This window comes from Anaerocolumna sp. AGMB13020, from assembly GCF_033100115.1.
Lineage (GTDB): Bacteria > Bacillota > Clostridia > Lachnospirales > Lachnospiraceae > Anaerocolumna.
In genome coordinates, this window is the sequence record NZ_CP136910.1 from 3,620,169 (window position 1) to 3,645,971 (window position 25,803).

At 33.7% G+C, this 25,803-nt stretch carries 19 protein-coding genes; 15 read left to right on the top strand and 4 right to left on the bottom strand.

Going from position 1 to position 25,803, the window contains the following annotated elements:
• Positions 1 to 166: 166 nt before the first annotated feature.
• From R2R35_RS15040 to R2R35_RS15090, 10 genes are all read left to right on the top strand, one after another.
• A complete protein-coding gene (locus R2R35_RS15040; protein WP_317730641.1) occupies positions 167 to 430 on the top strand; it encodes a helix-turn-helix domain-containing protein in 264 nt (87 codons plus the stop codon).
• A 115-nt stretch (positions 431 to 545) separates the two neighbouring features.
• Positions 546 to 3,221 (top strand): DNA-directed RNA polymerase subunit alpha C-terminal domain-containing protein, encoded by a 2,676-nt coding sequence (locus R2R35_RS24495; protein WP_331670144.1) that lies wholly within the window; start codon positions 546 to 548, stop codon positions 3,219 to 3,221.
• A gap of 21 nt (positions 3,222 to 3,242) precedes the next feature.
• Complete coding sequence (locus R2R35_RS15055; protein WP_317730642.1) at positions 3,243 to 4,460, top strand: hypothetical protein; 1,218 nt, start codon at positions 3,243 to 3,245, stop codon at positions 4,458 to 4,460.
• A complete protein-coding gene (locus tag R2R35_RS15060; protein WP_317730643.1) occupies positions 4,453 to 7,020 on the top strand; it encodes an SNF2-related protein in 2,568 nt (855 codons plus the stop codon). Before R2R35_RS15055 ends, R2R35_RS15060 begins: the two co-directional genes overlap by 8 nt.
• Positions 7,021 to 7,061: 41 nt before the next feature.
• Positions 7,062 to 7,934 (top strand): toll/interleukin-1 receptor domain-containing protein, encoded by an 873-nt coding sequence (locus tag R2R35_RS15065; protein WP_317730644.1) that lies wholly within the window; start codon positions 7,062 to 7,064, stop codon positions 7,932 to 7,934.
• A 129-nt stretch (positions 7,935 to 8,063) separates the two neighbouring features.
• On the top strand, positions 8,064 to 9,023 hold the full coding sequence (locus R2R35_RS15070; RefSeq protein ID WP_317730645.1) for an AAA family ATPase: 960 nt from the start codon (positions 8,064 to 8,066) through the stop codon (positions 9,021 to 9,023).
• A gap of 5 nt (positions 9,024 to 9,028) precedes the next feature.
• Complete coding sequence (locus tag R2R35_RS15075; protein WP_317730646.1) at positions 9,029 to 11,512, top strand: S8 family peptidase; 2,484 nt, start codon at positions 9,029 to 9,031, stop codon at positions 11,510 to 11,512.
• Positions 11,513 to 12,057: 545 nt separating this feature from the next.
• Positions 12,058 to 13,830, top strand: a complete 1,773-nt coding sequence (locus tag R2R35_RS15080) for a DUF2075 domain-containing protein (protein ID WP_317730647.1) — start codon at positions 12,058 to 12,060, stop codon at positions 13,828 to 13,830.
• Positions 13,831 to 13,846: 16 nt separating this feature from the next.
• Positions 13,847 to 14,209, top strand: a complete 363-nt coding sequence (locus R2R35_RS15085) for a nucleotide pyrophosphohydrolase (RefSeq protein WP_317730648.1) — start codon at positions 13,847 to 13,849, stop codon at positions 14,207 to 14,209.
• Between the two features lie 193 nt (positions 14,210 to 14,402).
• Complete coding sequence (locus R2R35_RS15090) at positions 14,403 to 15,590, top strand: helix-turn-helix domain-containing protein (protein ID WP_317730649.1); 1,188 nt, start codon at positions 14,403 to 14,405, stop codon at positions 15,588 to 15,590.
• Between the two features lie 268 nt (positions 15,591 to 15,858).
• Here the strand turns inward: R2R35_RS15090 and R2R35_RS15095 are convergent, their stop codons facing one another.
• Entirely contained in the window at positions 15,859 to 16,443 is a 585-nt protein-coding gene (locus R2R35_RS15095) for a helix-turn-helix transcriptional regulator (protein ID WP_317730650.1), read from the bottom strand.
• A 446-nt stretch (positions 16,444 to 16,889) separates the two neighbouring features.
• On the opposite strand from R2R35_RS15095, the gene R2R35_RS15100 reads away from it, so the two are divergent.
• Both R2R35_RS15100 and R2R35_RS15105 read left to right on the top strand, forming a co-directional pair.
• Positions 16,890 to 17,360: a VOC family protein gene (locus R2R35_RS15100; protein ID WP_317730651.1), complete on the top strand. Its 471-nt coding sequence runs from the start codon at positions 16,890 to 16,892 to the stop codon at positions 17,358 to 17,360.
• Between the two features lie 777 nt (positions 17,361 to 18,137).
• Positions 18,138 to 19,121: an NAD(P)-dependent oxidoreductase gene (locus R2R35_RS15105; protein WP_317730652.1), complete on the top strand. Its 984-nt coding sequence runs from the start codon at positions 18,138 to 18,140 to the stop codon at positions 19,119 to 19,121.
• A 122-nt stretch (positions 19,122 to 19,243) separates the two neighbouring features.
• On the opposite strand, the gene R2R35_RS15110 is transcribed toward R2R35_RS15105, so the two are convergent.
• Positions 19,244 to 19,966 carry a DUF5131 family protein gene (locus tag R2R35_RS15110; RefSeq protein ID WP_317730653.1) on the bottom strand — a complete coding sequence of 241 codons (723 nt, stop codon included), beginning with the start codon at positions 19,964 to 19,966 and terminating at the stop codon, positions 19,244 to 19,246.
• 370 nt (positions 19,967 to 20,336) lie between these two features.
• The gene (locus R2R35_RS15115; protein ID WP_317730654.1) at positions 20,337 to 20,804 is read right to left on the bottom strand and encodes a hypothetical protein; all 468 of its coding nucleotides are present in this window, start codon (positions 20,802 to 20,804) and stop codon (positions 20,337 to 20,339) included.
• 452 nt (positions 20,805 to 21,256) lie between these two features.
• Between R2R35_RS15115 and R2R35_RS15120 the strand changes: the two genes are divergently transcribed.
• Complete coding sequence (locus R2R35_RS15120) at positions 21,257 to 21,646, top strand: hypothetical protein (protein ID WP_317730655.1); 390 nt, start codon at positions 21,257 to 21,259, stop codon at positions 21,644 to 21,646.
• An 805-nt stretch (positions 21,647 to 22,451) separates the two neighbouring features.
• On the opposite strand, the gene R2R35_RS15125 is transcribed toward R2R35_RS15120, so the two are convergent.
• A complete protein-coding gene (locus tag R2R35_RS15125) occupies positions 22,452 to 23,477 on the bottom strand; it encodes a DeoR/GlpR family DNA-binding transcription regulator (RefSeq protein ID WP_317730656.1) in 1,026 nt (341 codons plus the stop codon).
• A 670-nt stretch (positions 23,478 to 24,147) separates the two neighbouring features.
• Between R2R35_RS15125 and deoC the strand changes: the two genes are divergently transcribed.
• Both deoC and deoD read left to right on the top strand, forming a co-directional pair.
• Positions 24,148 to 24,813: a deoxyribose-phosphate aldolase gene (gene deoC / locus R2R35_RS15130; protein WP_317730657.1), complete on the top strand. Its 666-nt coding sequence runs from the start codon at positions 24,148 to 24,150 to the stop codon at positions 24,811 to 24,813.
• Between the two features lie 205 nt (positions 24,814 to 25,018).
• Positions 25,019 to 25,723: a purine-nucleoside phosphorylase gene (gene deoD / locus R2R35_RS15135; protein ID WP_317730658.1), complete on the top strand. Its 705-nt coding sequence runs from the start codon at positions 25,019 to 25,021 to the stop codon at positions 25,721 to 25,723.
• Positions 25,724 to 25,803 lie beyond the last annotated feature (80 nt).

The window sequence follows — 25,803 nt, forward strand, 5'->3', positions numbered from 1 at the left end:
GGCGTGTTGTTATTGGGTATGTATTAACAGTAGCAGCACGTTTTTTCTTTACAATAGATAATTGAATAAAACTTCAAAAATCGTTTGTTTTGCAAAAGTGGTTATGGTAAAATGGTTTTAAAATAAAACCATTAAAAAATGATTTTTAGATAATGAGGATTAGAATATGAATGAAATACTTGGCTTTGTAAATGAAAAAACAAAGGTATTAGTAATTCTAAAAGAAAACCAATTACAAATCGATGGAAAGAACATTTGTCCATTGAATCAGCAAGAAATAGCCAATCTGGTGTCTTGTGGGAAACTTAAGGTAAATCAGATATTAAAGGAATTGATTGATGATGGATATGTTGAAATGCTTCATACGAAGGGGCGGTATATTGTAACAGATAAAGGTGATGGGGTGTTAAAAAAGCTTTCACTTAGGTAGTGTAAGTCCTGAAAAAGGGACAGGTAAATGTGGTAGACTTAGTACATTAAGCTGCAAAGTAAAAAATTAAGTGGCACAAAGAAACTGGTGGAGGGGGTTTAGAGTGGAATATCTAATGAAGAATGATTTGATCAAGGAGTTAAATTTATCAACAAGAACATATAACGCGTTGATGAGAACTAATATAACAACAATTGATGATCTGCTGAAATTACCTACAGAACAAATATTTTTGATCAAAAACATGGGAGCCAAAAGTATTAAAGAAGTACAAGAAAAAATTGCTGATATTCAAATGATAGACGAATTGAATTCTCATGGAATGGAACAAAGAAACCATGTTAAAAGCTTTATAGGTAGTGATGGGATTGTGTATATAGACACTCCTGTTTCAGAATTAGAATTATCGAAAAGGTCTAATAATTGTCTGGAGAAGAATGGTATTCAGTATTATTCACAACTTGTTGGGAAAAAGGAAGAAGAGCTCTTTGAGATAGATAAAATGGGTGCAAAATCCGTTTATGAGATTCTTGACAAAATAAGTACATATAAACTTGTACCTGCTGGTAAAGACTCTATTGATGAAACAGAGGAAGATCGGTTTTGCAGAAAATTATTGCAGGAAATCTTATGTAAACTTGTTATTAATACAAATCAGGTATATCCACTCTTGCAGAAATTAGTTATAGATATATTGGAAAAAGAAAAATGCATTTTAAATGATGAAATATTTCAATTTCTCACACCGTGTCTATATGAGCAAAGTACCATTACAGAAGCAATAATAGGATTGGTTATCAAAACACTTGAATTAAGTCAAAGTGGTGTAGATGAAGCGAAGTTGATAGAGCTGCTTCCAATGTGTTTGACGGATAAGAGATTATTTCATGAATTGTTGATACAAATGGTAGAGCAAAGATATATTTTTATCAATGATGAACAACTATATGAGCGAAGATATCCTACAATAATGGAGTATATTTCAAAATTAGATAATGAGAGAGCGTCTCAAATTTTGGAGTTAAGACTTGGGGGAAAAACGTTAGAAGAAGTTGGAAAAGAATTTGGTATCACAAGGGAACGTATTAGACAGATAGAGTCCAAGTATATAAAAAAATCTCCGCAACTAATGGAAGATAGATATTCTTATGTTTTTGAAATGTACGATATTTCAAAAAAAGATTTTTTGTTGGGTTTTCGTGAGAAAGAGGAAGCATATAATTATTTGATTGTAGCATATGAAAAAGGAATAAAGAACATAGAATATATGCTTGAGGATGATAACCTCAGCAATCAATACAAAATATGTGCTGAACGTATTATTTATAAAAATTACGTGATATTAAATGGTGAAAGAGTATTGCGTTCACGGCCTGAACTTAGTGAGTATATCTTACGTACAGTTGGTAAAGAAGGAATTACATTTGAAGATTTTTCAGAACTCTATCGAATGCTTCTTGAAGATCTAAATTTACAGGAAGATTCTAAGTTTACATTAATGGAACGTGGTTATGAAAATAAATTATCTGTTAGCGATCATATACTCTGGAAACATCATAAAAAATTGCGCTATTATAATATTAATGCGTATGATTTTACAAATCTATTTTCAGGGCTTAATTTGAAACAGTATGAAAATATTGAAATATCAACGTTAAAGCTGTTTAGAGAATTTCCTGATTTAATGGAGGAATATGATATTCAGGATGAGTATGAGTTACATAATTTGTTGAAAAAAATATGTTCAAAAGATATATTTCCAACTATGAAGTTCAATAGAATGCCAAATATAGAGTTTGGTGAAGCCGATCGTGACGGACAAGTAATGAATTTATTGCTTGAACTTGCACCTGTTACAAATATAGAATTGGCTGAAATGTATGAAAGAGAATATGGAGTATTATCTCGGACGGTTTTAGCTAATTATTTAAAAAGCTTCGATAAATATTTTTTTGATGGAGTTTACAAAATTGACGCACCTAGAATGTCGGAATTGATGCTTTCAAGTTTACGCCAACAAATGAGTAAGGAATTTTACCTGTTTGCGGATATCCGTAAAATATATAAGGATGCATTTCCTAATGCCGATTCACAATTACTCAACCCTTTATCTGTAAAGGCATTGGGATTTCGAGTTTATTCTAATTATGTGATAAAGAATAACTATATTTCTGCAGTTGACTATTTTAGAACAATTTTAACGAAAGAGGATCTTGTTGATTCGACAATCTTCCCAGATGGGTTACAGACATTATTGGCCTATATGAACGAAGTATATAGATTAAAATTGTGCTATGAGATTATTGAATATAAACCGGCAAAATATGTAAATATTCGAAGGCTAAATTCTGTTGGAGTAAACCAAGATGATATAAAAGATTATTGTAAAAAAGTGTATCAACATAATACTCCAACATATTTTACAGTATATTCATTAACAAAAAATGGGTTTGAACATCCATTGGAGGATTTAGGTTTTGATGAATGGTTTTATTCTTCGATATTGGTGGAAGATAAAACACATTTTTCACATCGTCGAATGGGTGGGAGTCGGTTGTTTAAAAAAGGGAGAGGCACAGTGTGTCTAGTTGATTTTATCGAGTGGATACTATATTCAATAGATACTTTGTCCATGGATATTTATGATTTCACGGATAATTTGTCAAATGAATACAATATAAATTTGAGTGTATTTAAGATAATGGAAACAATTTCGGGTAGCTCAATGTATTATGATAAGATTACAGAAAAAATATATGCGGATTACGAAGTATATTTTGCGGAAATATAAAAATAGTGGAGGTAGTTAAACATGAATTTATTAATTGAAGGTATTGAAAATAAAGTTGTTTTTGAGACAGAATTAACGAAGCAGTTGTCTGTTGATAACCATTCGGAGATATATCCGGTATATAAAATCAAATTGGATCAATTGTACTTCAATGACCAAAATGACAGAATAGCAACCTGGATTAGTCAATACAAAAGTGAAACTAAGATTGAGAAAATAGATACGGATAAGAAAACTGATTATAACAACATAATACATAAATTTATTACAGATAGTAATCCAAAAGCATTAGAAGCTACTCAAAAAAATATTAGCATAATTGGACAAGAACAGCCAGGAGTTGTTTTGGCAGATGGAAGAATTGTAGATGGAAATCGACGATTTACTTGTTTGAGAAATATACAGCAGGAGTCAGGTGAGACGCAGTATATGAATGCGGTGATTCTTGATAGAGATATTACGGGCAATGCTAAGGAAATAAAAATGCTTGAGTTATATTTGCAACATGGTATAGATAAACCAGTAGATTACAATCCGATCGATAGATTAGTGGGCATTTATAACGATATAGTTGACAAAGAGTTGTTGTCTGTATCTGAATATGCAAAAAGTGTGAATCTTCCAGATAAAGAAATTCAAAGAGAAGTGGAAAAAGCAAAACTGATGGTTGAATATCTTGAATTTATTGATGCCCCAAGACAATTTCATCTGGCACGAAAAATGAATATTAACGATCCGTTAAAGGAATTAAACACTATTTTAAAACAGTGTAAGGATGATGATAAACGCGAAGATCTGAAAAATGTTGTTTTTGCAAATTTCGTAATGCAGCCGTATGGCGATATGACTAGATATATACGTAAAATCAAGAAAGTAGCATCGAACGCAAAGTTTTTAGATGATTATCTTGAAGAACAACTTGAATTAACAGAAAAAGTTTGTGATTTAATAGAAGAGTGTCCTGAGGTTAACGAAGAAGTTATTAATCAAAAGATTAGAGTACAAGAAGAACTTCAAAATGCCTTTGAGCATTCCACAGATAAGTGGGAGACTAAATCTAATAGTGTTGCTAGCAAATTATTACCAGCACAGCTGATTGAGAAAGCTTACGATCAGATAGATAATATTGATACCAATATTTTTAAAAAATTATCTGACGAAGAAAAGGAAACCGTTCGAAACAAGTTGGATTTGTTACAAGAAATGATTGATAATATCAGGGGCGAATTGGATGTTTAGAGAACTGAATTTGAAGGCGACATATTCTTCGTATGAAGATGATATGGGTGTTGAGTTTTATATACCGACTTTGGAAACGTGTAAAAAGTATGATAGAGCAACAGCGTACTTTTCAGCAAAGGCACTGTCTAATTATGCTAAAGGAATGGAGGTCTTTGCTCAAAGTGGAAATTATTGCAGAATGATTATTTCATCAGAACTCTCAAAAGAAGATTTTGAACAAATAAAAGAGGGATATAAACTAAGAGATTCAGTAAATAGAGAAATGATTTTGAAATTGAGAGAGACTCTGTCTTTAGAAGAAGAAAAAAATATTTCTAACTTTGCATATTTAATTTCTCTGGGTATTATTGATGTAAAAATCGCTTTTACACATATAGGTATTTTTCATGATAAATTTGGTATTATGGAAGATGAAATCGGAGATGTAATTTGTTTTAGGGGCTCAAATAATGAAACTGTAGCAGCATTTAATGCAAATTATGAAGCATTTGATATTACGTGTAGCTGGCAATCTTCTCAGTTTGATTTCTCAAAAATAACAAAAAGCAAAGATACATTTGATAGGTTGTGGAACAATCGGGAATTAAATGTTTTAGTATGTGATTTGGATGATTCGGTTCAACAGCAACTTTTATCTTACAATAAGGGGAAGGTAATAGTAGATAAGGTACAATTGGAGCCCAACTGTTTTCTCCTGGATTATGATACGGAGTTGAAGCTCGAAATAAAGACAAACCCGGATATTCTTCTTGATAACAAGATTTATAAATTGAGGCTTAAAAGGTATGTTGATGTAATTCGTAGCGATAGCAAGTTTTTGAAATTTAATCAGCAGTATACATATACAGCATTTAAAAAAATTATTTCTATTTTAGAAAGTGATTCAAAAAAGCGGGGATATCGATTTTTTGTTACACAAAGATTAAAAGATTATATAGCTCAACGTGAGATGAATATTCAACAACGATCAAATGTTGGGTTAGCAATTAAAAATAGAGATAATGTTGTAGAGCAGCAGTTTGAAGATTATAGAAAGATAGTTGATGAAGAATTTGAACGAAAACTTCGTGAAAAGCAGATGTGGGACTCTTTTTACATGTGTACAATGAAAAAATGCAGTAATTTCTCGGTGCCTGGATCTGGGAAAACTGCTTCCGTACTAGGTATGTATGCTTATTTGAGAAAAAAGGGAATTGTTAAGAGGATTGTAATGATTGGTCCTAAAAATTCTTTTGATTCTTGGGTAGACGAGTTCAAAATATGTTTTGGTTTAAAAAATAATATTTCGGTATTTAGTATTCAAGATGAAGCTCTGCATTCTACGGAAGAAAAAAGGCAGGTAATTACTTTTAACACAGGAAATAAAAATTTATTGCTTTTTAATTATGAAAGCTTGGGACCATTTGTTTCAGAATTGGGGAAACTAGTTTCAAAAGATACTCTTTTGGTGTTTGATGAAGTTCATAAGATTAAAGCGATTGGTGGAGTTCGGGCAACATATTCATTAGACATAGCTCAACAGGCAAATTATATAGTAGCATTAACAGGCACGCCTATACCAAATTCATATACTGATGTTAGAAATTTACTAGATGTACTATATCATGATGAATATGATGACTTCTTTGGATTTTCAATTTCACAGCTAAAAAATCCGAGTGGAGAAGATATTGAAACGATAAACATGAAGTTGCAGCCATTTTTTTGCAGAACAACAAAACAAGAGTTACTAGTACCGGAAGTTAATCCAGATATGATTATTAATGCGATTGCAAGTATGGCAGAAAACAAACTGTTTAATATCCTGACACTTAAGTATTCAAAAAATAAATTAGCTTTAATTATTCGATTATTACAACTAGAGTCAAATCCACGATTACTTTTAGAGTCTTTAGATATTTCAGAATTTTCAGATATATTGGACGTTTCTGCAGAAGTTGAAATGATAGATTACGTTGATTTTTCTGAAGAAGTTTATACCCTAATAAAAGGAATAGAAAATACCTGTAAATTCGAAAAATGTATTGGCTTGGCAGAAAAATTAATAACTGCAGATAAAACAATTATTATTTGGTGCATTTTTAAGGATTCCATGAGGCGTATATGTAAGGAGATGGAAAGACGTGGATACAAGACAGAAATTATAAGTGGAGAAGTAGTAATGGAAGATAGGCAAAAAATTATATCAGACTTTCGTTCTGGGAAATTTAAGTGTTTAGTTACTAATCCACATACTTTAGCTGAATCTGTTTCATTACATAGTGTGTGTCATGATGCAATCTATTTTGAATATGGATATAACTTAGTTCATTTATTACAATCAAAAGACAGAATTCATCGCTTGGGTTTACCAGATGGACAGTATACGCAATATTATTTTTTACAAGAGCAGTTTGTTACAAATGATGGCGAAGGGTTTTCGTTAGATCAGAAGATATACACTAGGCTTAAAGAAAAGGAGCAGATAATGCTCGATGCAATAGTAAATAATATATTGGAGCCTGGAACAACGGTCCAGGAAGATCTGGATATAATTTTTAAAGAACTAAAAATATAGTTCAAAGTGATTATATAACGAATTTTATGAAAGGAACTAATATGGATATGCAAAGATTAAAAGAACTTATTGAACAAATCGATGACATTCAAAAGTTATTTCATCCTATGGGAGGTAATTATAGTTTCGCAAAGGAAATTCATGATAATCCTGAATATCAAGAGTGGGTACAGGAGATTATACTGTTACTTCAGGAAATTTATGATAGATTACATGATCAGTTTATATGGTCATCATTAAATATACTCAATCAGAATATGAATGGTTTGAATGATGAGGACATATTTAATGAAATTAGAGGAAAGCTTAAAGTTATAGGGAAGCATCTTGAAAAATACTATCCGAGAAACATTTGTATTGCAGAGGAAAGAGATATTATGGAATCTAACAGAAAGTCCCCAATGGTATTCATAAGTCATTCTTCTAAAGACAGGGAAGCGGCTAGCAATATTGTCCAACTAATAAAAAATATGGGCTTGAATAAAGATCAAATATTTTGTAGTTCTATACCTGGATATGATATAAAACTTAATGGGGATATAATAGAGACATTGAGAGAACTCTTTTTGAAAAATGATTTGTACGTGTTGTTTGTGCATTCGGATGATTATTATCAAAGTCCTATAAGTTTAAATGAAATGGGTGCAGCTTGGGCTTTGAAAACTAATTATTGTTCAATTTTGCTACCAAACTTTCCATTTTCTGCAATGAAGGGAGTTGTTAATGCTAATACAATTTCAATAAAGATGGACAATAGTAGAAGCGAAGTAAAAGATAAACTTAATCAATTATATGATGGTTTGTCAGAGGTTTTTAATATTACACGAGAAAATGGAATTTTATGGGAAAATTTACGTGATGAATTTATTGATAAGATTAATGCACTACAATCAATAGTAAACTTAAATTCTTAATTACAAATGAAATATAAAGCATATAATATGCAAGAGATGTATAAATGCATTATTGAAGGAATCTTTGTTTGATGAACATTTATGGGTGTGGTATATTATAATTGAGACTAAATATGGGAGGTGATTAAAATGGCAACAGCTGATCAAATTAAAAGTTTAGTAAAAGCTTATGTTGACAAAAATGATGATAAATTTAAGACAGTTGTATTGCAAATTGCAGCCCACGAAGCAAAAATAGGTCATGATACCCTTGCGCGTGAATTAAAAATGCAAATGGATAAAATAGGAGTAAAAAAAGCGAGTGTTGTTCAATTAACACCGACCAATCCTATGCTTAATATGTCATTTCCAGGAAACGATATATCTGAATTAATTGTTTCAGACGAGATAAATGAAAAAATTCATAGAATTTTAAATGAGTATCGAAATAGAAATAAACTATATTCATACGGGTTGGTAAACAGGAGGAAGATTTTAATTGAAGGTAATCCAGGTACTGGTAAAACATTAACTGCTTCAGTCATTGCTTCAGATTTATCAATGCCATTATACACAGTACAATTGGATAAAATTATGACGAAGTTTATGGGTGAAACAAGTGTAAAACTTCGACAATTATTTGATAGCATTGAGGCTAATGTTGGTGTATATCTTTTTGATGAATTTGATGCAATCGGCGCTGATAGAAGCTTTGATAATGAAGTTGGAGAAATGAGGAGAATCCTGAATTCATTTTTGCAATTTATAGAACAAGACTCCTCAGAAAGTATTATTATAGCAGCGACAAATAATCAAAAGCTTTTAGACCAGGCATTATTCAGAAGATTTGATGATGTTTTACATTATTCTTTACCAACTGAAGCTGAAATAAAACGATTATTTGAATATAAATTAATATCTTTTGATAAGAAGTTTAGAATAAATCAGAAATTGCTTAATGCTGCAAATGGTTTATGTCATGCAGAAATTGTCAGAGTGTGTGATGATGCAATTAAAAAATCTATTTTAGAAGATGAGGTTATTAGTCAACAAGGTTTGATTAACCTATTGAATGAAAGACATGCGATATATTCTTGTAAGGAGGCATAAGGGAAATGGCAGTAGACAAAAGAAACATTTTTTTGACAAATACAGTGGATGAAATGCCCTATGTATCTGGTTCACGACCAGGAAAAAAGAATTTTCCTATTCGTAATGTGTCTAGCCATTCTAATTTCATTCAAAATAAATTACAACAGTGTTATGCCAATGATTTATCACAAAAGCAAGTTGCAGCAATTAGATACAAAGAAGGAGTTTATCTTGAGTTTTCAAGTGCTCCGGAACATGATTTGGCAATTAAGAGTCTTGAAAATCGACAACAAGGTATTCGTTTACTTAATGTTAGAAAAGATGAAGAAACTAATACTATTAAAGCTACAGTATATATTCCTGGAGGAAAAGAAAGCTATTTTTTGAAAAAGGTAGAAGAATATGCTGATGAATTAAAACTTACACCGACGGGAAACCCAAAAAACAATGATTTAATAAGTAGTATTGAGGATGTTAGATTAGCTATTCTAGATTCGTTTTGGATAGGAGCTTTAGATACTATACCTACGTCGCAACCTGAATGGTGCGAACTGTGGCTAAGGTATGATTGTGATAGGGATGATGAACAGTGGAATGCTTCCGAGGATGATATTACGCGAATTTGTAATGAAAACCAAATAGCGATTGATAGTAAACATATTATTTTCCCTGAGCGAATTGTTAAAATGGTATATGCAAATTCTGAGCAGTTGAAACTTTTGATAGGAGCTTGTTCCTATATTACTGAGATGAGGCGAGCTCAAGAGGCTACTTCGTTTTTTGAAAGTTTAGCAAATAGTGAACAAAAAGAATGGGTGGATGAATTATTAGCTCGCGTAACATATCAGAATTCAGGAGTTGCTATTTGTCTTTTAGATACGGGGGTTACTGCATCGCATCCATTATTGGATAAGGCTATGGATTTGAGTCATGTACAGAGTGTAAATTCAGCTTGGGGAAGTGGAGATCACCAAGGACATGGCACAGAAATGGCCGGTATATCTTTATTTTATGACGTAAAACATGCATTGATATCAAACTCAACTATTAGTGTTTCTCATGAAATAGAGTCAGTAAAAATATTGCCTCCGGTAGGTGAAAATGTTCCAGAATTGTATGGAGCGATTACTGAACAGGCAGTCTCATTGGCAGAAATAGCAAATCCAACTGCGAAAAGAGTTATATGCATGGCGGTTACATCTCCATGCTATAATACATTCGATGGAAGTCCTACTTCTTGGTCTGCATCAATTGATAATATTACATCTGGGGCTAATGAAGAAAATGAAAAGAGACTTTTTATTATTAGTGCAGGAAATGTGTATCCCGGTGAGTTTGGGGAAATCCCATATCCAGACGTCAATACTTTACATTGCGTGGAAAGTCCGGGTCAGTCTTGGAATGCCATAACAGTCGGGGCATATTCAGATGATATTCAAATAGATGATCCGTCATTTCGAGGGTTTCAGCCAGTAGCTCCAATAGGTGCAATTTCACCGTATAGTTCCACATCAGAAGTATGGGAGAGTAAATGGCCAATTAAGCCAGAGGTATTGTTTAATGGTGGTAATATGGCAACAAACGGAACCGACTTTAGTGAATGCCCAGATTTATCAATGCTTACTACTAATTATAGACCCTTAAGTAAACAGTTTTCAACCATTTGGGGGACAAGCTCAGCAGCTGCGCAAGCATCATGGTTTTGTTCTAAATTATTGGAGGAGTATCCTGATATTTGGCCAGAAACAGTAAGAGCATTGATGATTCATTCAGCGGAATGGACAGATACAATGAAACACCAATTTTGCATTGAAGATACAAAAACTAAAGGTCGTCATCGACTTTTGAGAACATGTGGTTATGGAATTCCAAATTTGTATAGGGCAATTCAATGCATTGAAAATAGCGTTAATATGGTTGCCCAAGGAGAGTTACAACCTTACGGGAAAAAGAGCATGAAAGATATGCACATACATACTTTGCCTTGGCCGAAAGAACTTCTTCGTGAATTAGGTGACGTACCAGTAAAAGTAAAAGTCACATTATCATATTACATTGAGCCAGGACCAGGAGAAGTTGGATGGAAGGATAAGTATCGCTATTCCTCATGCGGACTTCGTTTTGATATGATTAATTCGGATGAAAGTTTAGACGATTTTAAAAAGCGTATTAACATTAAAATGCGTGGTGAAGATAAAACAGATAATGGGGATGGAACAAGTGGTAGTGATCGTTGGTTTTTAGGTTCTAAAAATCGTGATGTAGGATCAATACATTCTGATTTCTGTGAATTAAGTGCAGTTGAACTATGTGAATGTAACAGAATAGCTATTTACCCAGTAGTTGGATGGTGGAGAGAACGAGATTATTTGGGAAAATATGATAGTACCATTCGCTATTCGATGGTTATAACTATTTCAACACCAAAGGTAGACGTTGATTTTTATACTCCAATAATTACTGAAATAGGAAATGTAGTCGAAATTGATATACCTAGTAATTTCTAGTAATAAATATCGAATAAACGTAGTGATACCGCTATGATACCCAAAGCTTATTATACTCAAAATAATACATAGAATTCCCGGACTAAAAGCAATCAAATAGCAGTAAATATATCAAAAATATTCGCATTAAAGCGAATGGTTAGGGAGTTTGAATAAAAAAATTAAAACGCTGCAATCCAATATTTATGAGGAGTGTAGCGTTTTTTTTCATTATAATAAAATAGTAGTGGTATTATTAAAGGTTGTACGGTATAATGACGTGCAAGTGCAGAAATAGTAAATTATATAGCTCTTAGATGAGCATATGAAATTAATGACTAAGCATTGATAGGCAATTATATATCTAAGTGCTACCAATATAAGACTGGAATTTATTGATGTGTTATTACCGGATATGCTAGATAGTAGTAAGTAGAAGTATAAAGGAAATATAGTGTTAAAAAGATTTAATAAAATTGAATGTAAGAAATTATTTAGTAGGATATTCAATTGGGAAACAAAAGACAAGTGTTATACTATGCCAATATAAATGGAGTGATTATCTAATGAAGGATTTGAAATTAGAGCCTATTATTTACAAAATTGAAGATAATAATGTATCATTAGACAAGTTTGAACAGCAAATTAGGGAAACGAAAAATAAAAAAATTCAAGACGTTATTCTAGATTATCCTACAGTATATATACATAACTGGAAGAATGCTGATGACTATGAGGTATATATAGGAGAATCGAACAATGTTGTTCAGCGGTCAAAGCAACATTATGCATATGCAAAGAGAGAAGAAAACTGGCAGAATAGTTTGATAAAAAACAATGCTATTTTATATATTATTGGACACGAACATTTTAATAAATCACTTACACTTGATATAGAAAACCGATTAATGCTATATATGTTGAGCGTAGCTCGGATTAAGAAGATACACAATCAAAAACGTAATCCTCAAAATAAGTATTATACAGAAAATGAACTGGATAACATCTTTAGACAGGTATGGAGTAAACTTAGAAGAAGAGATCCCTTACTATTTCCAACTGAGAGTTCAATTAAGGATTCAGCAGTATATAAAGCATCACCCTTACATAAGTTGACACCTGAGCAGGAAAGCGCAAAAGAATCAATTATTCAGAAAGTTTTTAATTCTTTAGATAATAAAACCGAAAAGCAACTTATTTTTATTGAAGGAGAAGCAGGAACAGGAAAGACTGTGTTGAATAGTAGCACCTTTTATGAGTTGTTTGAAAAAGCAGAAGAGCAGGAAATTTCACCCATACAATGTTGTTTGATGGTAAATCATGATGAGCAAGTTACAGTATATAAGCAAATTGCGCAAAAGCTTGGATTAACAGATAAATATGGTGAAGTTGTGTGCAAGCCGACACGTTTTATTAATATGCATACTGTTGAAAATCCTATAGATGTAGCATTTATAGATGAAGCTCATCTTCTATTAACACAAGGAGATCAGTCATACAAAGGAGTTAATCAATTACAAGATATCATTGATAGAGCTAAGGTTACTGTTATAATGTTTGATGAAAATCAAGTTCTTACAACACAACAATTTTGGGAAGCGGAAATTTTAGAGAAATATAGAAGTATAGCGATAAAAGCAGGAAACTATATTGAGTTAAAAAGACAATTAAGAATGGATGCGGATAAGGAAACGATCGAATGGATAGACGAATTCACAAAAAATCAAAAATTAAATAGAATACCCCATGATACGAAAGGATATGAAATTAAGGTATTTGCGAATCCAGAAGACCTAGATATGGAGATTGAAAGAAAAGCAAATAATGAGAAAACTACACTATCGAGGTTGGTTGCTACCTATGACTGGGAGTATAGCTCAACGCGAGCTCCTGAAGATAGATTAAAGAAATATTGGGAAGTACTTATTGGGAAATGGCATAAACCATGGAACTATGAGTTAGAAAAAGAACTGAATCGAACTGACAAGAGAAGTATAAAATCACTTTCTTGGGCGGAACAACCTCAAACAATCAAGGAAGTCGGATCGACATTTACAATTCAAGGCTTTGATTTGAATTACGTAGGAGTAATATTGGGACCGTCTGTAAGGTACAAAAATGGGAAAATTATTATGGATCCAGGAGAAAGTTATAATCATAAAGCAATAAGGAATAGAACGCTATCTGATGGTACTAAGAAAAAATTTGGTGAATTCTTAATACAAAATGAAGTACGTGTTCTTATGACACGTGGAGTTAAAGGGTTATATATTTACGCATGTGATGATAATTTAAGAAATGCATTACTTGAGATGAGTAATCATAGTGCTATCGAATAGAGGAAGGAAAAGTTAAATGGATCAAAAGAAAACAGTTAGTGAATTGAAACATATTGTTCAGTGCTTTTGTGAAGAAAGAGACTGGGATCAATTTCATAATCCCAAAGATCTAGCAATCGGTATTTCTACTGAAGCAAATGAATTGTTGGATATATTTCGTTTTAAGACTGATGAACAAATGAAACAGATTTTTTTGGATACTCAGAGGCGTGAACATGTCGAAGAAGAAATTGCTGACACTTTATTTTTTATTTTGCGTTTTGCACAGATGAACCATATTGATTTGTCAAAAGCTATAGTTGATAAGATAGAAAAAAATTCAAAGAAATATCCGGTTGAAGAGGTAAAAGGGAAAAATAATAAATATAACGAGAGGTAGTTTTAACGTTATATAAGTAATTAAAGGACTTAATGCTTACAAGATTTCTGAATAGGCCAATAATCTTATAGGAGAGTTGTAAGGTAGATAGATTTTAGATGGATAAAAGGATACATTCCCATTGCATCTAAATACACCTAATGCAATGATTTGTCCCTGAATTCTTGCTATATTAGTAACAGGAGGTGAGGTTATGGATTGGCAGAAGTGTATGAACCAAGCACTTGATTATATAGAAAATAATCTATCTGGAGATATTGACTATTATGCAACAGCAAAAATACTGAACTGTTCAGAGTGGGAATTTCGCCGAATATTTTCTTTCTTAGCACAGATTCCATTGTCCGAATACATCCGCCGCAGGCGATTATCAGTAGCGGCAGAAGATATCAAAAAAGGTGAAAAAATTATAGATGTAGCTATGCGCTATGGATATGATTCTCAAGCTGCTTTTTCAAGAGCCTTCAGTCGGTTTCACGGAGCAGCACCTTCTTTGGCTCGAGACGAAGGGGTAGCACTGAAAACATTTCCACGCCTGACCTTCAAGCTAATATTAATGGAGGGGATTGGTATGAAAAAGAATCCTAATCACAGAACAAATATTATAGGAGCTGGTGAAGTAGGATATGCCATTACGCTTGAAATGGACAAGGAGAATATTCATAAAACCAATGGTTCTTTTTGGGACACAAAAGGAAATGAGGTAATAGGTACAACGGCACTTCCTATGTATGGAGCATTTGTCTCGGAGGAGAAGTGTCATCTCTTTGGGGATGTTTCAGGAAAAAAGTTATTAGAAATAGGCTGTGGAACCGGGCATTCACTGCAATACCATGGGGACCATAATGCTTTAGAGTTATGGGGAATAGACATTTCTGAGAATCAGATAGATAAGGCGGAGCAGTATTTATTATCCTGTGGTTATTCAGCAAAATTAATCTGCTCTCCCATGGAAGAAGAATGTGGAATACCAGTTAATTATTTTGACTATGTATATTCGGTTTATGGTGTGGGCTGGGCTACTGATCTTGAAGGTACTTTAACCAGGATTGCATCTTACCTGAAAAAAGACGGCGTATTTATTTTTAGCTGGTCTCACCCTATACATAAATGCGTTGCCAGCGAAAATGATTCGCTTATCTTTAAAAAAAGCTATTTCGATGAATCCTGGTATTCTGTAGCTTTGGATGGAGGTGCGATTTCTTTATCGGATCTTAAACTATCAACTTATATCAATACATTAACAAAAGCAGGTTTTCTCATAGAACAAATGGTTGAGGAATCTGATGATGAGATTATCCAGTTATATAAGGATAGTGACTTTGCAAAAAAAGCAAAAATGCTGCCAGTAACATTTGTAATCAAAGCAAGGAAATTATAGTGAAATACAATCGTTAATTAATGCTTGTTATAGTTGATCAAGAGGCAGATTTTAATGCTTCGTATTTAAAAATTTCCAATTGGAATATTATGTGGTTAGAAATCGTTATGAGAAATAGTAAATAAAGAATAATTCCCTCCTAATCTAACAAGTTAGGAGGGAATTATTTTGTAAATGAATACCACTGTTTCACTATCTCTTGCCGTTAATTCTTATCTTTATCTTGTATATTAGAAGCTTAGCCTATTATACTCAATTTATAATATATTTATAGGAACGCTTTTAATATCCAAAGTAAGAGAAGAGAAATGAACAGAGTTAACAAAGCGCTTCCTAACATTAATAAAATTTGTTGATATGGACGTTTACCAATTTCTTGATTTTTTTCGATTTCATCTAATCGTTTACCTTCCGTAAATGCTACAATTTCCTTATAGGTCTGAACATTATTTTGTTTCTTGAATCTTTCTACTTTAAGTGCATAGATAAATGTTATGATAAATAAAATGATTGAAATAATAAAACCATAAATATCAAAAAATATTGTAAGTGGAACAATTGAAAATATGGTTACAATCAAAAGTATGGTGAAAATACTACCATTGTGATTGAACTTGTGAAGTTCGGATTCTTTAATTTCTTCTTTCATAATGTCGATATCTCCTTTAATTAGTTGATCAAGAGATATATTAAATAATGAACTAAGCAACAAAAGACTATGTATATCAGGATAGTTTTTGCTGTTTTCCCAATTAGAAATGGTTTGTCTGGTAACAAAGACTTTTTCAGCTAATTCTTCCTGGGATAAATTCATTTTTGCACGATATTTTTTTATCTGAGTGTTAAGTTCCATTGAACTATGCCTCCTTTCTATATTGTTGCTCTCTTGACCTGAACCAATAATAAGACATAAAATGAATTACTTCTATCAAATGGATTTTCCATTATCATAAATAGCAAGTAAAAAGTATTTGACATGTTGATTTTACTAGTTAAATTCAAGACCTTTGTTTGGCTTTCGATTTTGCTTTCTATTTTATAGCTCAAGCACTTTAATCATAGACTTGTAAAAATTTACTTCAATGCTACTAAAAAATGTTCAAACAGTTATAATTATAATGTGAAGTGAATTGGTTTTAACTAAATATATTATGATAATTTCGGTTTGTAAAGAGAGAATTATTATTTGACTGGCATTATAGGAAACAAAGAAAATCTATGATAAAATAATGGTAGCTAAAATGTAAAACTAAAAACAACTTATTATAGATGTTATATTGAATTTAGGAGAGTGTATGAATGAAGCTTAAAAATATTCTATTTGTCGTTCATGATATTGAAAAATCCAAAGAATTCTATCGGAGTTTATTTGGCTTAGAGGTAGTTTCTGACTTTGGCGAAAATGTAATCTTAACAGAAGGTCTTGTGTTACAGGAAAAGAAATTATGGGAAAGTTTCATCGAAAAGGGTGCAACAATGGGTGGTAATGACGCAGAACTGTATTTTGAGGAAAATAATATTGATGGTTTTCTAAATCTGTTAGAGAACAGTAAGTTTTCTGTAGAATATCTGAACAAATGCATAGAACACGATTGGGGACAGAGAGTAATACGCATTTATGATCCGGACAAGCATGTTATTGAGGTAGGAGAGACTATGGAGTATGTCGCGCGGAGGTTTCTAAAGTCTGGAATGACCGTTAAGGAGGTCACTGTAAAAACAAGAATGCCTTATTCTCAAGTAGAGTTGATAGCACAAAGTCAACTGTGAGCACAATTATTATTGAAGTGAATAAAAATAATTTTAGTATATGAAGACAGTTGCTCTCAGAAAGCTCATTAATGTAATAATTGTATATCTCCTGCTTATGGATAAGTAATATAACCTATGTAAGGATAGCTTTTATATAATATCCTGCAATAAAACAGGTACAACGGAAATATATACGCTCATTTAACATGTTTTGTATAATTAAGTGTAGTATTTGCGTTTTATTAGCAATAATTTATGTAGATAAATATTTCTATTTACAATAATAGCAGAGGCTGCTAGTTTGGTAGTTTATCCTTAGTTGGCAGTATGTGTGGTGAGTAACTTAGACAGCTGACTTAATAATCGAAATGAAAAGGATGTTGTTAGTTTAGATAAGTAAATTTTATTTTAATTAATATTCAAGATGTACTCGTTAGTGTATAATGAATGCTACAAACTTTAATGATTTAATAAGTGTACAAGAGGCTTTTTATAGACAAACAGTAGGGGTGGTGTCTGTAAGTAATAATTAATATTAACTCGAAAGAAAGTTAGAAAAACCGGAAAATACAGACCTAAAATAGAAAAATACAGACCCCAAAATAGAAAAATACAGGCCACAAAATAGAAAAACCAAACCCCAAAATAGAAAAATCAGACCTCAAAACAGAAAAAACATACCCCACAATAGAAAGGTCAGACCTGAAATAACAGGAAAGAAGCCAGAGCAAAAGTAAAGTAACTTTCCGGCCCTTTATTTATGCGCATATTTAAACACACAGATAGGAGCCTGACATGAGAATTTACGTATATGATGTAGCAGAATTTGAAAGAGATATTTTCAAGGCAATTCAGAAAGAAACCACGGACGAAATTGCACTTACGAACAAACACCTTACTTTGGAGACCTTGGAGGAGGCCAGAGGATTTGACGGAGTTTCTGTATTAGGATACAGTAATGTTTCCAGAAAAGTCCTTGTCAAAATGAAGGAGTATGGTATCAGGCATCTGTCGACCAGAACCATTGGTTATGATCATTTCGATATGACAGCAGTAAGGGAACTGGATATCCATGCTTACCACGCTTACTACAATCCCAATAATGTGGCAGATTTTACAGTTATGATGATGCTCATAATGCTTAGAAAAGCTAAGATTTCCATTTGCCGTGCTCTGGTTAATGATTTTTCTCTGGATGGTATGATGGGGAAGGAGATGAGAAGCCTTACAGTAGGTGTTATCGGTACCGGTAAGATAGGCTCAACGGTGATAAGGAATCTCAGTGGATTTGGCTGTAAGATTCTTGCAAATGACAGTTACCGGAATCCGTCTATAGAAGGGCTGGCAGAATATGTGGAATTGGATAGGTTATATAAAGAAAGTGATATTATTACACTGCATACCCCGCTTACAGATGAGAATTATCATATGATTAATGATGAAAGTATCTACAAGATGAAAAAGGGGGTAATCTTAATTAATACAGCCAGAGGGCAACTTATTGATACGGAGAGTCTGATTAAAGCGCTGGAGGAGGAGCAGGTAGGAGGAGCCGGAATTGATACATTGGAGGAGGAAACAGGCGTTATGCATGTGCATGTTGGTACAAGGATTGTAGATAACAGAGCCCTGTTGTATCTGAAACAATTTCCGAATGTTTTGTATACCCAGCATTATGCTTTTTATACACAGGAGGCTATTGAATCCATGGTGAGATGTGGTATAACCTCTATACAAAGCGGTATTAGAGGTGAAGTTACTCCTTGTGAGATAAATTAATATTTATCACGAAATACCTTCTTATTAAAAAAAGCTAGAATCGTAATAAACAACTTTGAGATTGTGTGTAGGAATTAAGAGTCGCTGTATAGAGGTATCTAATCAGGTATTTAATCAGGATATTACAGCTTTGCAGCCTGCCAGTTAATATCCGCTTTTTTTGCCTGTGAGCGAAGATCCTTTACCTGCAGGGTATAGTGCCTGGTATCTTTGATAAAATTTGTTCCGCATTGCCTGAACTCGAAGGATACATTCCTTCTCTGGCATTGCTCTCTGATGGAAAGCACCCAGGAATAATCCAGTGGTCTTGCATATTTATCTGATTCTCCTCCGACTACAACCAGTTCAATATTTTCCAAGTAACTCTCCAGGTTGATTTCCTCTAATAAAGGCTGACAGATTATGAGTTTATGTTTAATTGGTAAGTGTTGAAAGACAGCAAGGCGTTTATCAGCATTTGCTTGATTTTCAACGGTACATCCAACTATAACGTTGTCATAACCTGCAGACCAATCTGATGGAATACATTCCATAAACCGGTTAATACGCTTGGTAAGAAAGAGAAAGGTAAGGTCGTTACGTTCTTTTATCATTTGCCAGCACTCCGATCTCCATTGGTCTGCATCCTCTACAAGAAAATCTGTAGAGAAACCAAGGTTTACAAATTGACCGGACTTCATTTTGTATTCACCTTTTTTGGTTCTTGCTGTTGGGGCGTAAAAGGTTTCAGTTTGAATAATATTCTCTGTATTAACGTTTCTTTTTGCATCACCTTTATGGATATAGCAGTGCTTGCAGCCTTCACTATATCGATGGCAACCATGCCATGGATTCCATACAGCCATAATATCTCCTGTCCCTTTCTTGGGTTAAACATATTTTGAATACCTGGATTGTAAAATTCTGATTTGTGAGGATGATCCCTTATAAGTAGTTTTTGTTGAATAATAGTAAAAGCACTAAAAGTAATAAAAGCACTAAAAGTAATAAAAGCACTAAAAGCACTAAAAGCACTAAAAGCACTAAAAGCACTAAAAGCACTAAAAGCACTAAAAGCACTATAAGTATTAAAAGCATTAAAAGTAATAAAGGCATTTAATGAAGTAATAGTGTTAAATAATGTATTTGTATTAAATAGTAATAGTATTAAAGGTAAAAGTAGAAATTGTGTAATAACGAGATTTTAAGCCAAGAGAACTAATATATAAAGAAGTATTACCGGTAATTTTCCTTCATTAATTCAGTCAGTTTTCTATTTAGGTGCTCCTTTAATTTACCGCATTTCTCTACGGAGAATTGATACTTATCAAGACTCCAGTATTCTTTCGGGTAATCCCAGATAGGATGCTTCTTAGCTTCGCCTTCCCACTCATAACGGGGAGAGATGTGAGCGTGGAGATAATTATCGGTGTTCCCCAATATATCATAATTAATACGAATTACCGGGCTGCATACGTCAATTAAGGCATCACCGATTAAGCTCATATCAAGAAGAAAGGCCTCTCTCTGTGGGAGATTTAAGGCGTTCAGGCTGAATGCCTTAGGATATGAGAGCAAGATGCAGTAACCCGGCAGGAACTGGGGATCGGCCAGTACCACAAAGCCACTTTTCATCCTTGTTATCACGGTGGGGTTTTCACCCTTTAATGCAGATGCTATACGGTCTGTTTTCCATTCTTCCATAATATCCTCACCTTCTTTTATCGGGAATACATCTATACAGCTATGCTTTCCACGAATTCTGTGATGCAAAATAATAGATACCATCTTATCATCGCATTACAGGAAGAAAAAGTCAAAGGTTTGTTCGTGCAGTGCATAATAATTATTGGATTGTCTTTTGTACTTATCTTAAACATTGTGATATCTTTGAAGAAGTCATCAAACTGATTCACCATGGTACTCATCCCTTCGCCGGTTACTGTTCTAATTTCTAATGTTAGCAAAAGAGAGCAATTGGACTGCTGTAAAGATTATGTGAGTTTATCTGTGAGATAAAAGTAAATTATGTATATTGAGCTTAAGATTTTATTGGAAAATTAAACTTTTCTGAAAATTCACAATTTTTTCACAATTACAGGAAATACTAAGTTAGAAGATTAGTGTTTTGTTGTTCAGAAAAGTGAGGAAGCTGAATGAATAAAATGAAGTTATGCGGTCTTGCTCTGGCCGGTTTTATCGGCTTAACCGGATTAGGAACGATAACAGTAAACGCAGCGGATACAAATACTGAATCGGCAACACTGTCAGAGGTAAAACATGATAAGGACAGCAAAGAAGCTGCTTTTGATGAGAAAATACAAAAAGCAGAAAATGCCTGGAAATCCCTTACCAAGGAACAGAAAGAAGATATCTATGCACTATTAGAAGCGGAGATGGAAGACGAAGCCAAATTATTAGATAAAATGGTTGAGTATAAAGTTCTTGATAAATCGGATTCCGACAGATTTAAAGCTTTTAAAACTCAGAAGCTTAAGAAATTAAGAGAGAATGGAGAATTCCCTTTAATGAAGAGAAAGAAATAAGAGCAGTAATATTTGCTTGCAGCAGTTGACAACGATTGTGACAGCAGAGCACTAAACTTCAAAAGCTTCAGAGTTTATCAGATTGATAATTACTCTGAAGCTTTTATATAGGATTAGTGCAGAGGGGGAGATTTAACAGGTTGACGGTGAATTGTACAAAACAGAAAGAATTCATGCTTCCATTCCAAGGTATAAGAAGTCCTAATTCTCGGAAGGTTTTGTGCTAGCCATACTGTAAAACAGATAACTCGCTTCGCTCAAACAATCTGTTTTACAGTATAGCACAAAACCTTCAGAGAAAAAGGACTTCTATTACCTTTCCATAGGCGCATTCATTCTTTCTGTTTTGTACAATTCACCTGAAATCGTATCAGATAAAGAATTTTTATTTTTCACTTGATTTATACTATGAGAAAATATAGACTTATGTAACTGTAACTGTAACTGTAACTGTAACTGTAACTGTAACTGTAACTGTAACTGTAACTGTAACTGTAACTGTAACTGTAACTGTAACTGTAACTGTAACTGTAACTGTAACTGTAACTGTAACTGTAACTGTAACTGTAACTGTAACTGTAACTGTAACTGTAACTGTAACTGTAACTGTAACTGTAACTGTAACTGTAACTGTAACTGTAACTGTAACTGTAACTGTAACTGTAACTGTAACTGTAACTGTAACTGTAACTATAATTATAACTGCAACTATAACCGTAACTTTAGCTATAACTAAAGTTAAAAAAAGCTTAAAGAGATGGCACCCTAAATGGTGCAGATGAAATTCCGGCGTTAATATTTAGTGTTAAACAGGAACAGTATAAAGCTTAATCGGATAAGAATTTATTAATTCTCTCCACTCATCAGATATATCATTATCGGTAATAATAACATCAAAATCAGTTAGATCACCAAAATAAGCAGGCTTGACCTGATTAAATTTGCTGGAGTCAAATAGAAGAATTTTCTCAACGGAGGAATCCATGATAGCTTTTTTGGTAGCAACCTCATAATCAAAGACACAGGTTACACCAAGTCCTGCATGAATCCCGGCTGCAGATATAAAAGCTTTTGTAAACCTCATACTCTTTATCAGTTCAACTCCCTGAGGGCTTTCCACCATCTGTGTGGTAGGATGATATTTTCCGCCGGAAAATATCAGGGTCAGCTTCTCTTTTAACCTTAAGGAGTTAAGGATATTTGCATTATAACAAAGAATCGTAGCTTCTAAATCATCCGGTATGTTTTCTGCCAGCATTTCTGTGGTTGAGCCGGTGTCTATTACGATTATGTCCCCATCATTAATATAAGAAGCAGCAAAGGCACCTATACTTTTCTTTTCTGTGTCCTGTGTGTTTTTGGCATGATTTAATTCATAAAGAGGATTGGTCTCTTTTTGAAAAGCATTATCCCTCTCAAAATTATTATCTTTATGAAAAGCTTTATCATTTTGAAGAGTAATGTCTCTCGGAAGGGATACGTCCTTTAGAAGTGCGGCTTCTCTCCAAGAAGCGAAGCCTTTTCCGGTAGCAGGCTCCTTTTGAAGTGTGGTTCTCTTTTGGAATGTAATTTCTTTGGAAGCGATATCCTTTAGAGAAGTAATTTTATCTTCATCTTCTTTCTTATTTTCAGAACTGCTGTCATAAGAAGGATTGTAGATGGCTGCGCCATAGACATTGTTAACGATGGAATTCTGCTCCAATACAGCAAGATCTCTGCGTATTGTCATCTCTGATACGTCTAAAAGGGTTGCAAGCTCTTTAACGGTAGCTCCATTTTTGGTCTTGATTATATCAATAAGCCGGCTGAGCCGGTCCGTCTTCTTGCTCATAGTTACTCCCCTTTGACTTTTCATAATTTATGTTAGTATTATAACATTTTGTGGATATATATTCAATACTATTCTTAATACCTTAAGTTTTGCTCTAAGTATCACAATTTCTGCTATAAAATGTGAGAAGTATCACAAAATTTTGTTGACCAGTGCAGGGAAAAGTGATAGTATAGAGGTAAGGAAACAGATAGTATATACGGAGCAAAGCACCCTCACTTACAAAAGAAAATAGTGGTAATGCTGTATATGAGCAACTGTTTCATATTCTGCTGCTTATCTTTCTGGTACATACTCTTATTTTAACTGCATGACATTACTAATCTATGTTTTAAATTTGTAAAAAACCATATACTAACCGTAATTTCTTTCGGCGTCATGGTTTTATATTTATGCATAAAATGCAGTTATTTGCAGAAATACGAAGTAAGAACTCTTTAGGGTGTGTTAAAGAACTGCTGAATGAAGTTTGTTCTGCATATTACCGTTAAAAGAAGTAAATTCTAAAAGCAGCAGTTTAGCAGAGATATACTTTTCTTATCAATAAGAAATGCTGTAGCTATCAATGAGAAAGGCTAGGCGTGTAGTTTCCTGGTACTGCATCAGTGAAGTTTATGATTAGTAGTACCAATCACCAAAAATTCAAGGAAGGTTTGGGAAAGAGGCTGTTATGAATGAATTAGAAATGCTGCGTTATGTTGACCATACCCAATTAAAAGCGGTGGCAACCTGGGAAGATATAAAAGTATTATGCGATGAAGCGTTAGAGTATGGCACAGCATCTGTATGTGTTCCACCCAGCTATATCGGGCGTATCAAAGCAGAATACGGTGACAAGATCAATATTTGTACAGTTATTGGATTTCCGTTAGGGTACAGCACGGCAGAGACCAAAGCCTTTGAGTGCAGACAGGCACTGGAAGACGGAGCTGCTGAGATTGATATGGTTATCAATATTACAGATGTTAAAAACGGTGCATACAAAAAAGTGGAAGAAGAAATCGCTCTGCTTAAGCAGATAACCGGAGATAAAATCCTTAAGGTTATCATTGAAACCTGCTATTTGACCAAAGAGGAAAAGATTGCAATGTGCCATGCAGTTACCAATGCGGGAGCTGATTTTATCAAGACTTCCACAGGTTTTGGTACCGGTGGAGCTACAATGGAAGATGTAACTCTTTTCAAAGAGCATATCGGACCCGATGTGAAGATAAAAGCTGCCGGCGGAGTAAAAAATTTGGACGATTTGAAAGCTTTTATTGAGGCTGGATGTGCAAGAATCGGAACAAGCTCTGCAGTAAACTTTGTAAAAGGTTTAAAGACAGAAGGCTATTAATTTATTGAAATAATTGTTATATATTGGAATGCGCAATGATTGAATTGTATTAAACTTAATTTAATTAACTGTTTGGTGATTTTTTTAAAAGATAATTAAGTTGTAACAGCTATATTCATTCATAAACGCAGTATCGCTTGGTTCGAATGTTTCCAATAGACAGATTGTGTACAATGATTTAAAATATGCAAAGAGGAGGAACACTATGAGTACACCTACACCGCATATTGCGGCAGGGAAGGGCGATTTCGCGAAAACCGTATTGATGCCCGGAGATCCCTTAAGAGCTAAATTTGTAGCTGACAATTACCTTGAAAATGCTGTATTGGTAAATCCTGTTAGAGGAGTGAACGGATATACCGGAACCTATAAGGGCAAGAAGGTATCCGTTATGGCAAGCGGAATGGGAATGCCCTCCATTGGTATATATTCCTATGAACTGTATCATTTTTATGATGTGGACAACATTATCCGTATTGGAACTGCCGGTTCCATGCATAAGGATTTAAAGATCAGAGATATAGCCTTTGCTATGGGTGCCTGCACCAATTCAGATTTCGCCAGCCAGTTTGAACTGCCCGGCACTTTTGCACCAATCGCATCCTATGACCTATTATCCAAAGCGATCAAAGTGACAGAAGAGATGGGAATTCACTATATGGCGGGTAATTTCTTATCCTCAGATACTTTTTATGATGATTCCCAGGGTACCATGAAATGGGCCAAAATGGGAGTTCTCTGCGTGGAGATGGAAGCAGCAGCTCTTTATATGAACGCTGCAAGAGCCGGCAAGAATGCACTTGCTATCTGTACCATTTCCGATTCTATCGTTACAGGAGAAGCAACAACGGCAGAAGAACGCCAGGAAAGCTTCCACGACATGATGAAGATTGCGCTGGAAATTGCGTAAGCACATCATAAGAGCAGAATCGCAGTTGTATTAAAACTACGGTTTGGAGTCAATGTCTGTAAAGCGGCTGCCAAGTGTGG

Excerpts from the sequence above, each read along its gene's own strand:
- R2R35_RS15040 (WP_317730641.1), top strand. The coding sequence starts at position 167 with ATGAATGAAATACTTGGCTTTGTAAATGAAAAAACAAAGGTATTAGTA.
- R2R35_RS24495 (WP_331670144.1), top strand. The coding sequence starts at position 546 with ATGAAGAATGATTTGATCAAGGAGTTAAATTTATCAACAAGAACATAT.
- R2R35_RS15055 (WP_317730642.1), top strand. The coding sequence starts at position 3,243 with ATGAATTTATTAATTGAAGGTATTGAAAATAAAGTTGTTTTTGAGACA.
- R2R35_RS15060 (WP_317730643.1), top strand. The coding sequence starts at position 4,453 with ATGTTTAGAGAACTGAATTTGAAGGCGACATATTCTTCGTATGAAGAT.
- R2R35_RS15065 (WP_317730644.1), top strand. The coding sequence starts at position 7,062 with ATGGATATGCAAAGATTAAAAGAACTTATTGAACAAATCGATGACATT.
- R2R35_RS15070 (WP_317730645.1), top strand. The coding sequence starts at position 8,064 with ATGGCAACAGCTGATCAAATTAAAAGTTTAGTAAAAGCTTATGTTGAC.
- R2R35_RS15075 (WP_317730646.1), top strand. The coding sequence starts at position 9,029 with ATGGCAGTAGACAAAAGAAACATTTTTTTGACAAATACAGTGGATGAA.
- R2R35_RS15080 (WP_317730647.1), top strand. The coding sequence starts at position 12,058 with ATGAAGGATTTGAAATTAGAGCCTATTATTTACAAAATTGAAGATAAT.
- R2R35_RS15085 (WP_317730648.1), top strand. The coding sequence starts at position 13,847 with ATGGATCAAAAGAAAACAGTTAGTGAATTGAAACATATTGTTCAGTGC.
- R2R35_RS15090 (WP_317730649.1), top strand. The coding sequence starts at position 14,403 with ATGGATTGGCAGAAGTGTATGAACCAAGCACTTGATTATATAGAAAAT.
- R2R35_RS15095 (WP_317730650.1), bottom strand. The coding sequence starts at position 16,443 with ATGGAACTTAACACTCAGATAAAAAAATATCGTGCAAAAATGAATTTA.
- R2R35_RS15100 (WP_317730651.1), top strand. The coding sequence starts at position 16,890 with ATGAAGCTTAAAAATATTCTATTTGTCGTTCATGATATTGAAAAATCC.
- R2R35_RS15105 (WP_317730652.1), top strand. The coding sequence starts at position 18,138 with ATGAGAATTTACGTATATGATGTAGCAGAATTTGAAAGAGATATTTTC.
- R2R35_RS15110 (WP_317730653.1), bottom strand. The coding sequence starts at position 19,966 with ATGGCTGTATGGAATCCATGGCATGGTTGCCATCGATATAGTGAAGGC.
- R2R35_RS15115 (WP_317730654.1), bottom strand. The coding sequence starts at position 20,804 with ATGGAAGAATGGAAAACAGACCGTATAGCATCTGCATTAAAGGGTGAA.
- R2R35_RS15120 (WP_317730655.1), top strand. The coding sequence starts at position 21,257 with ATGAATAAAATGAAGTTATGCGGTCTTGCTCTGGCCGGTTTTATCGGC.
- R2R35_RS15125 (WP_317730656.1), bottom strand. The coding sequence starts at position 23,477 with ATGAGCAAGAAGACGGACCGGCTCAGCCGGCTTATTGATATAATCAAG.
- deoC (WP_317730657.1), top strand. The coding sequence starts at position 24,148 with ATGAATGAATTAGAAATGCTGCGTTATGTTGACCATACCCAATTAAAA.
- deoD (WP_317730658.1), top strand. The coding sequence starts at position 25,019 with ATGAGTACACCTACACCGCATATTGCGGCAGGGAAGGGCGATTTCGCG.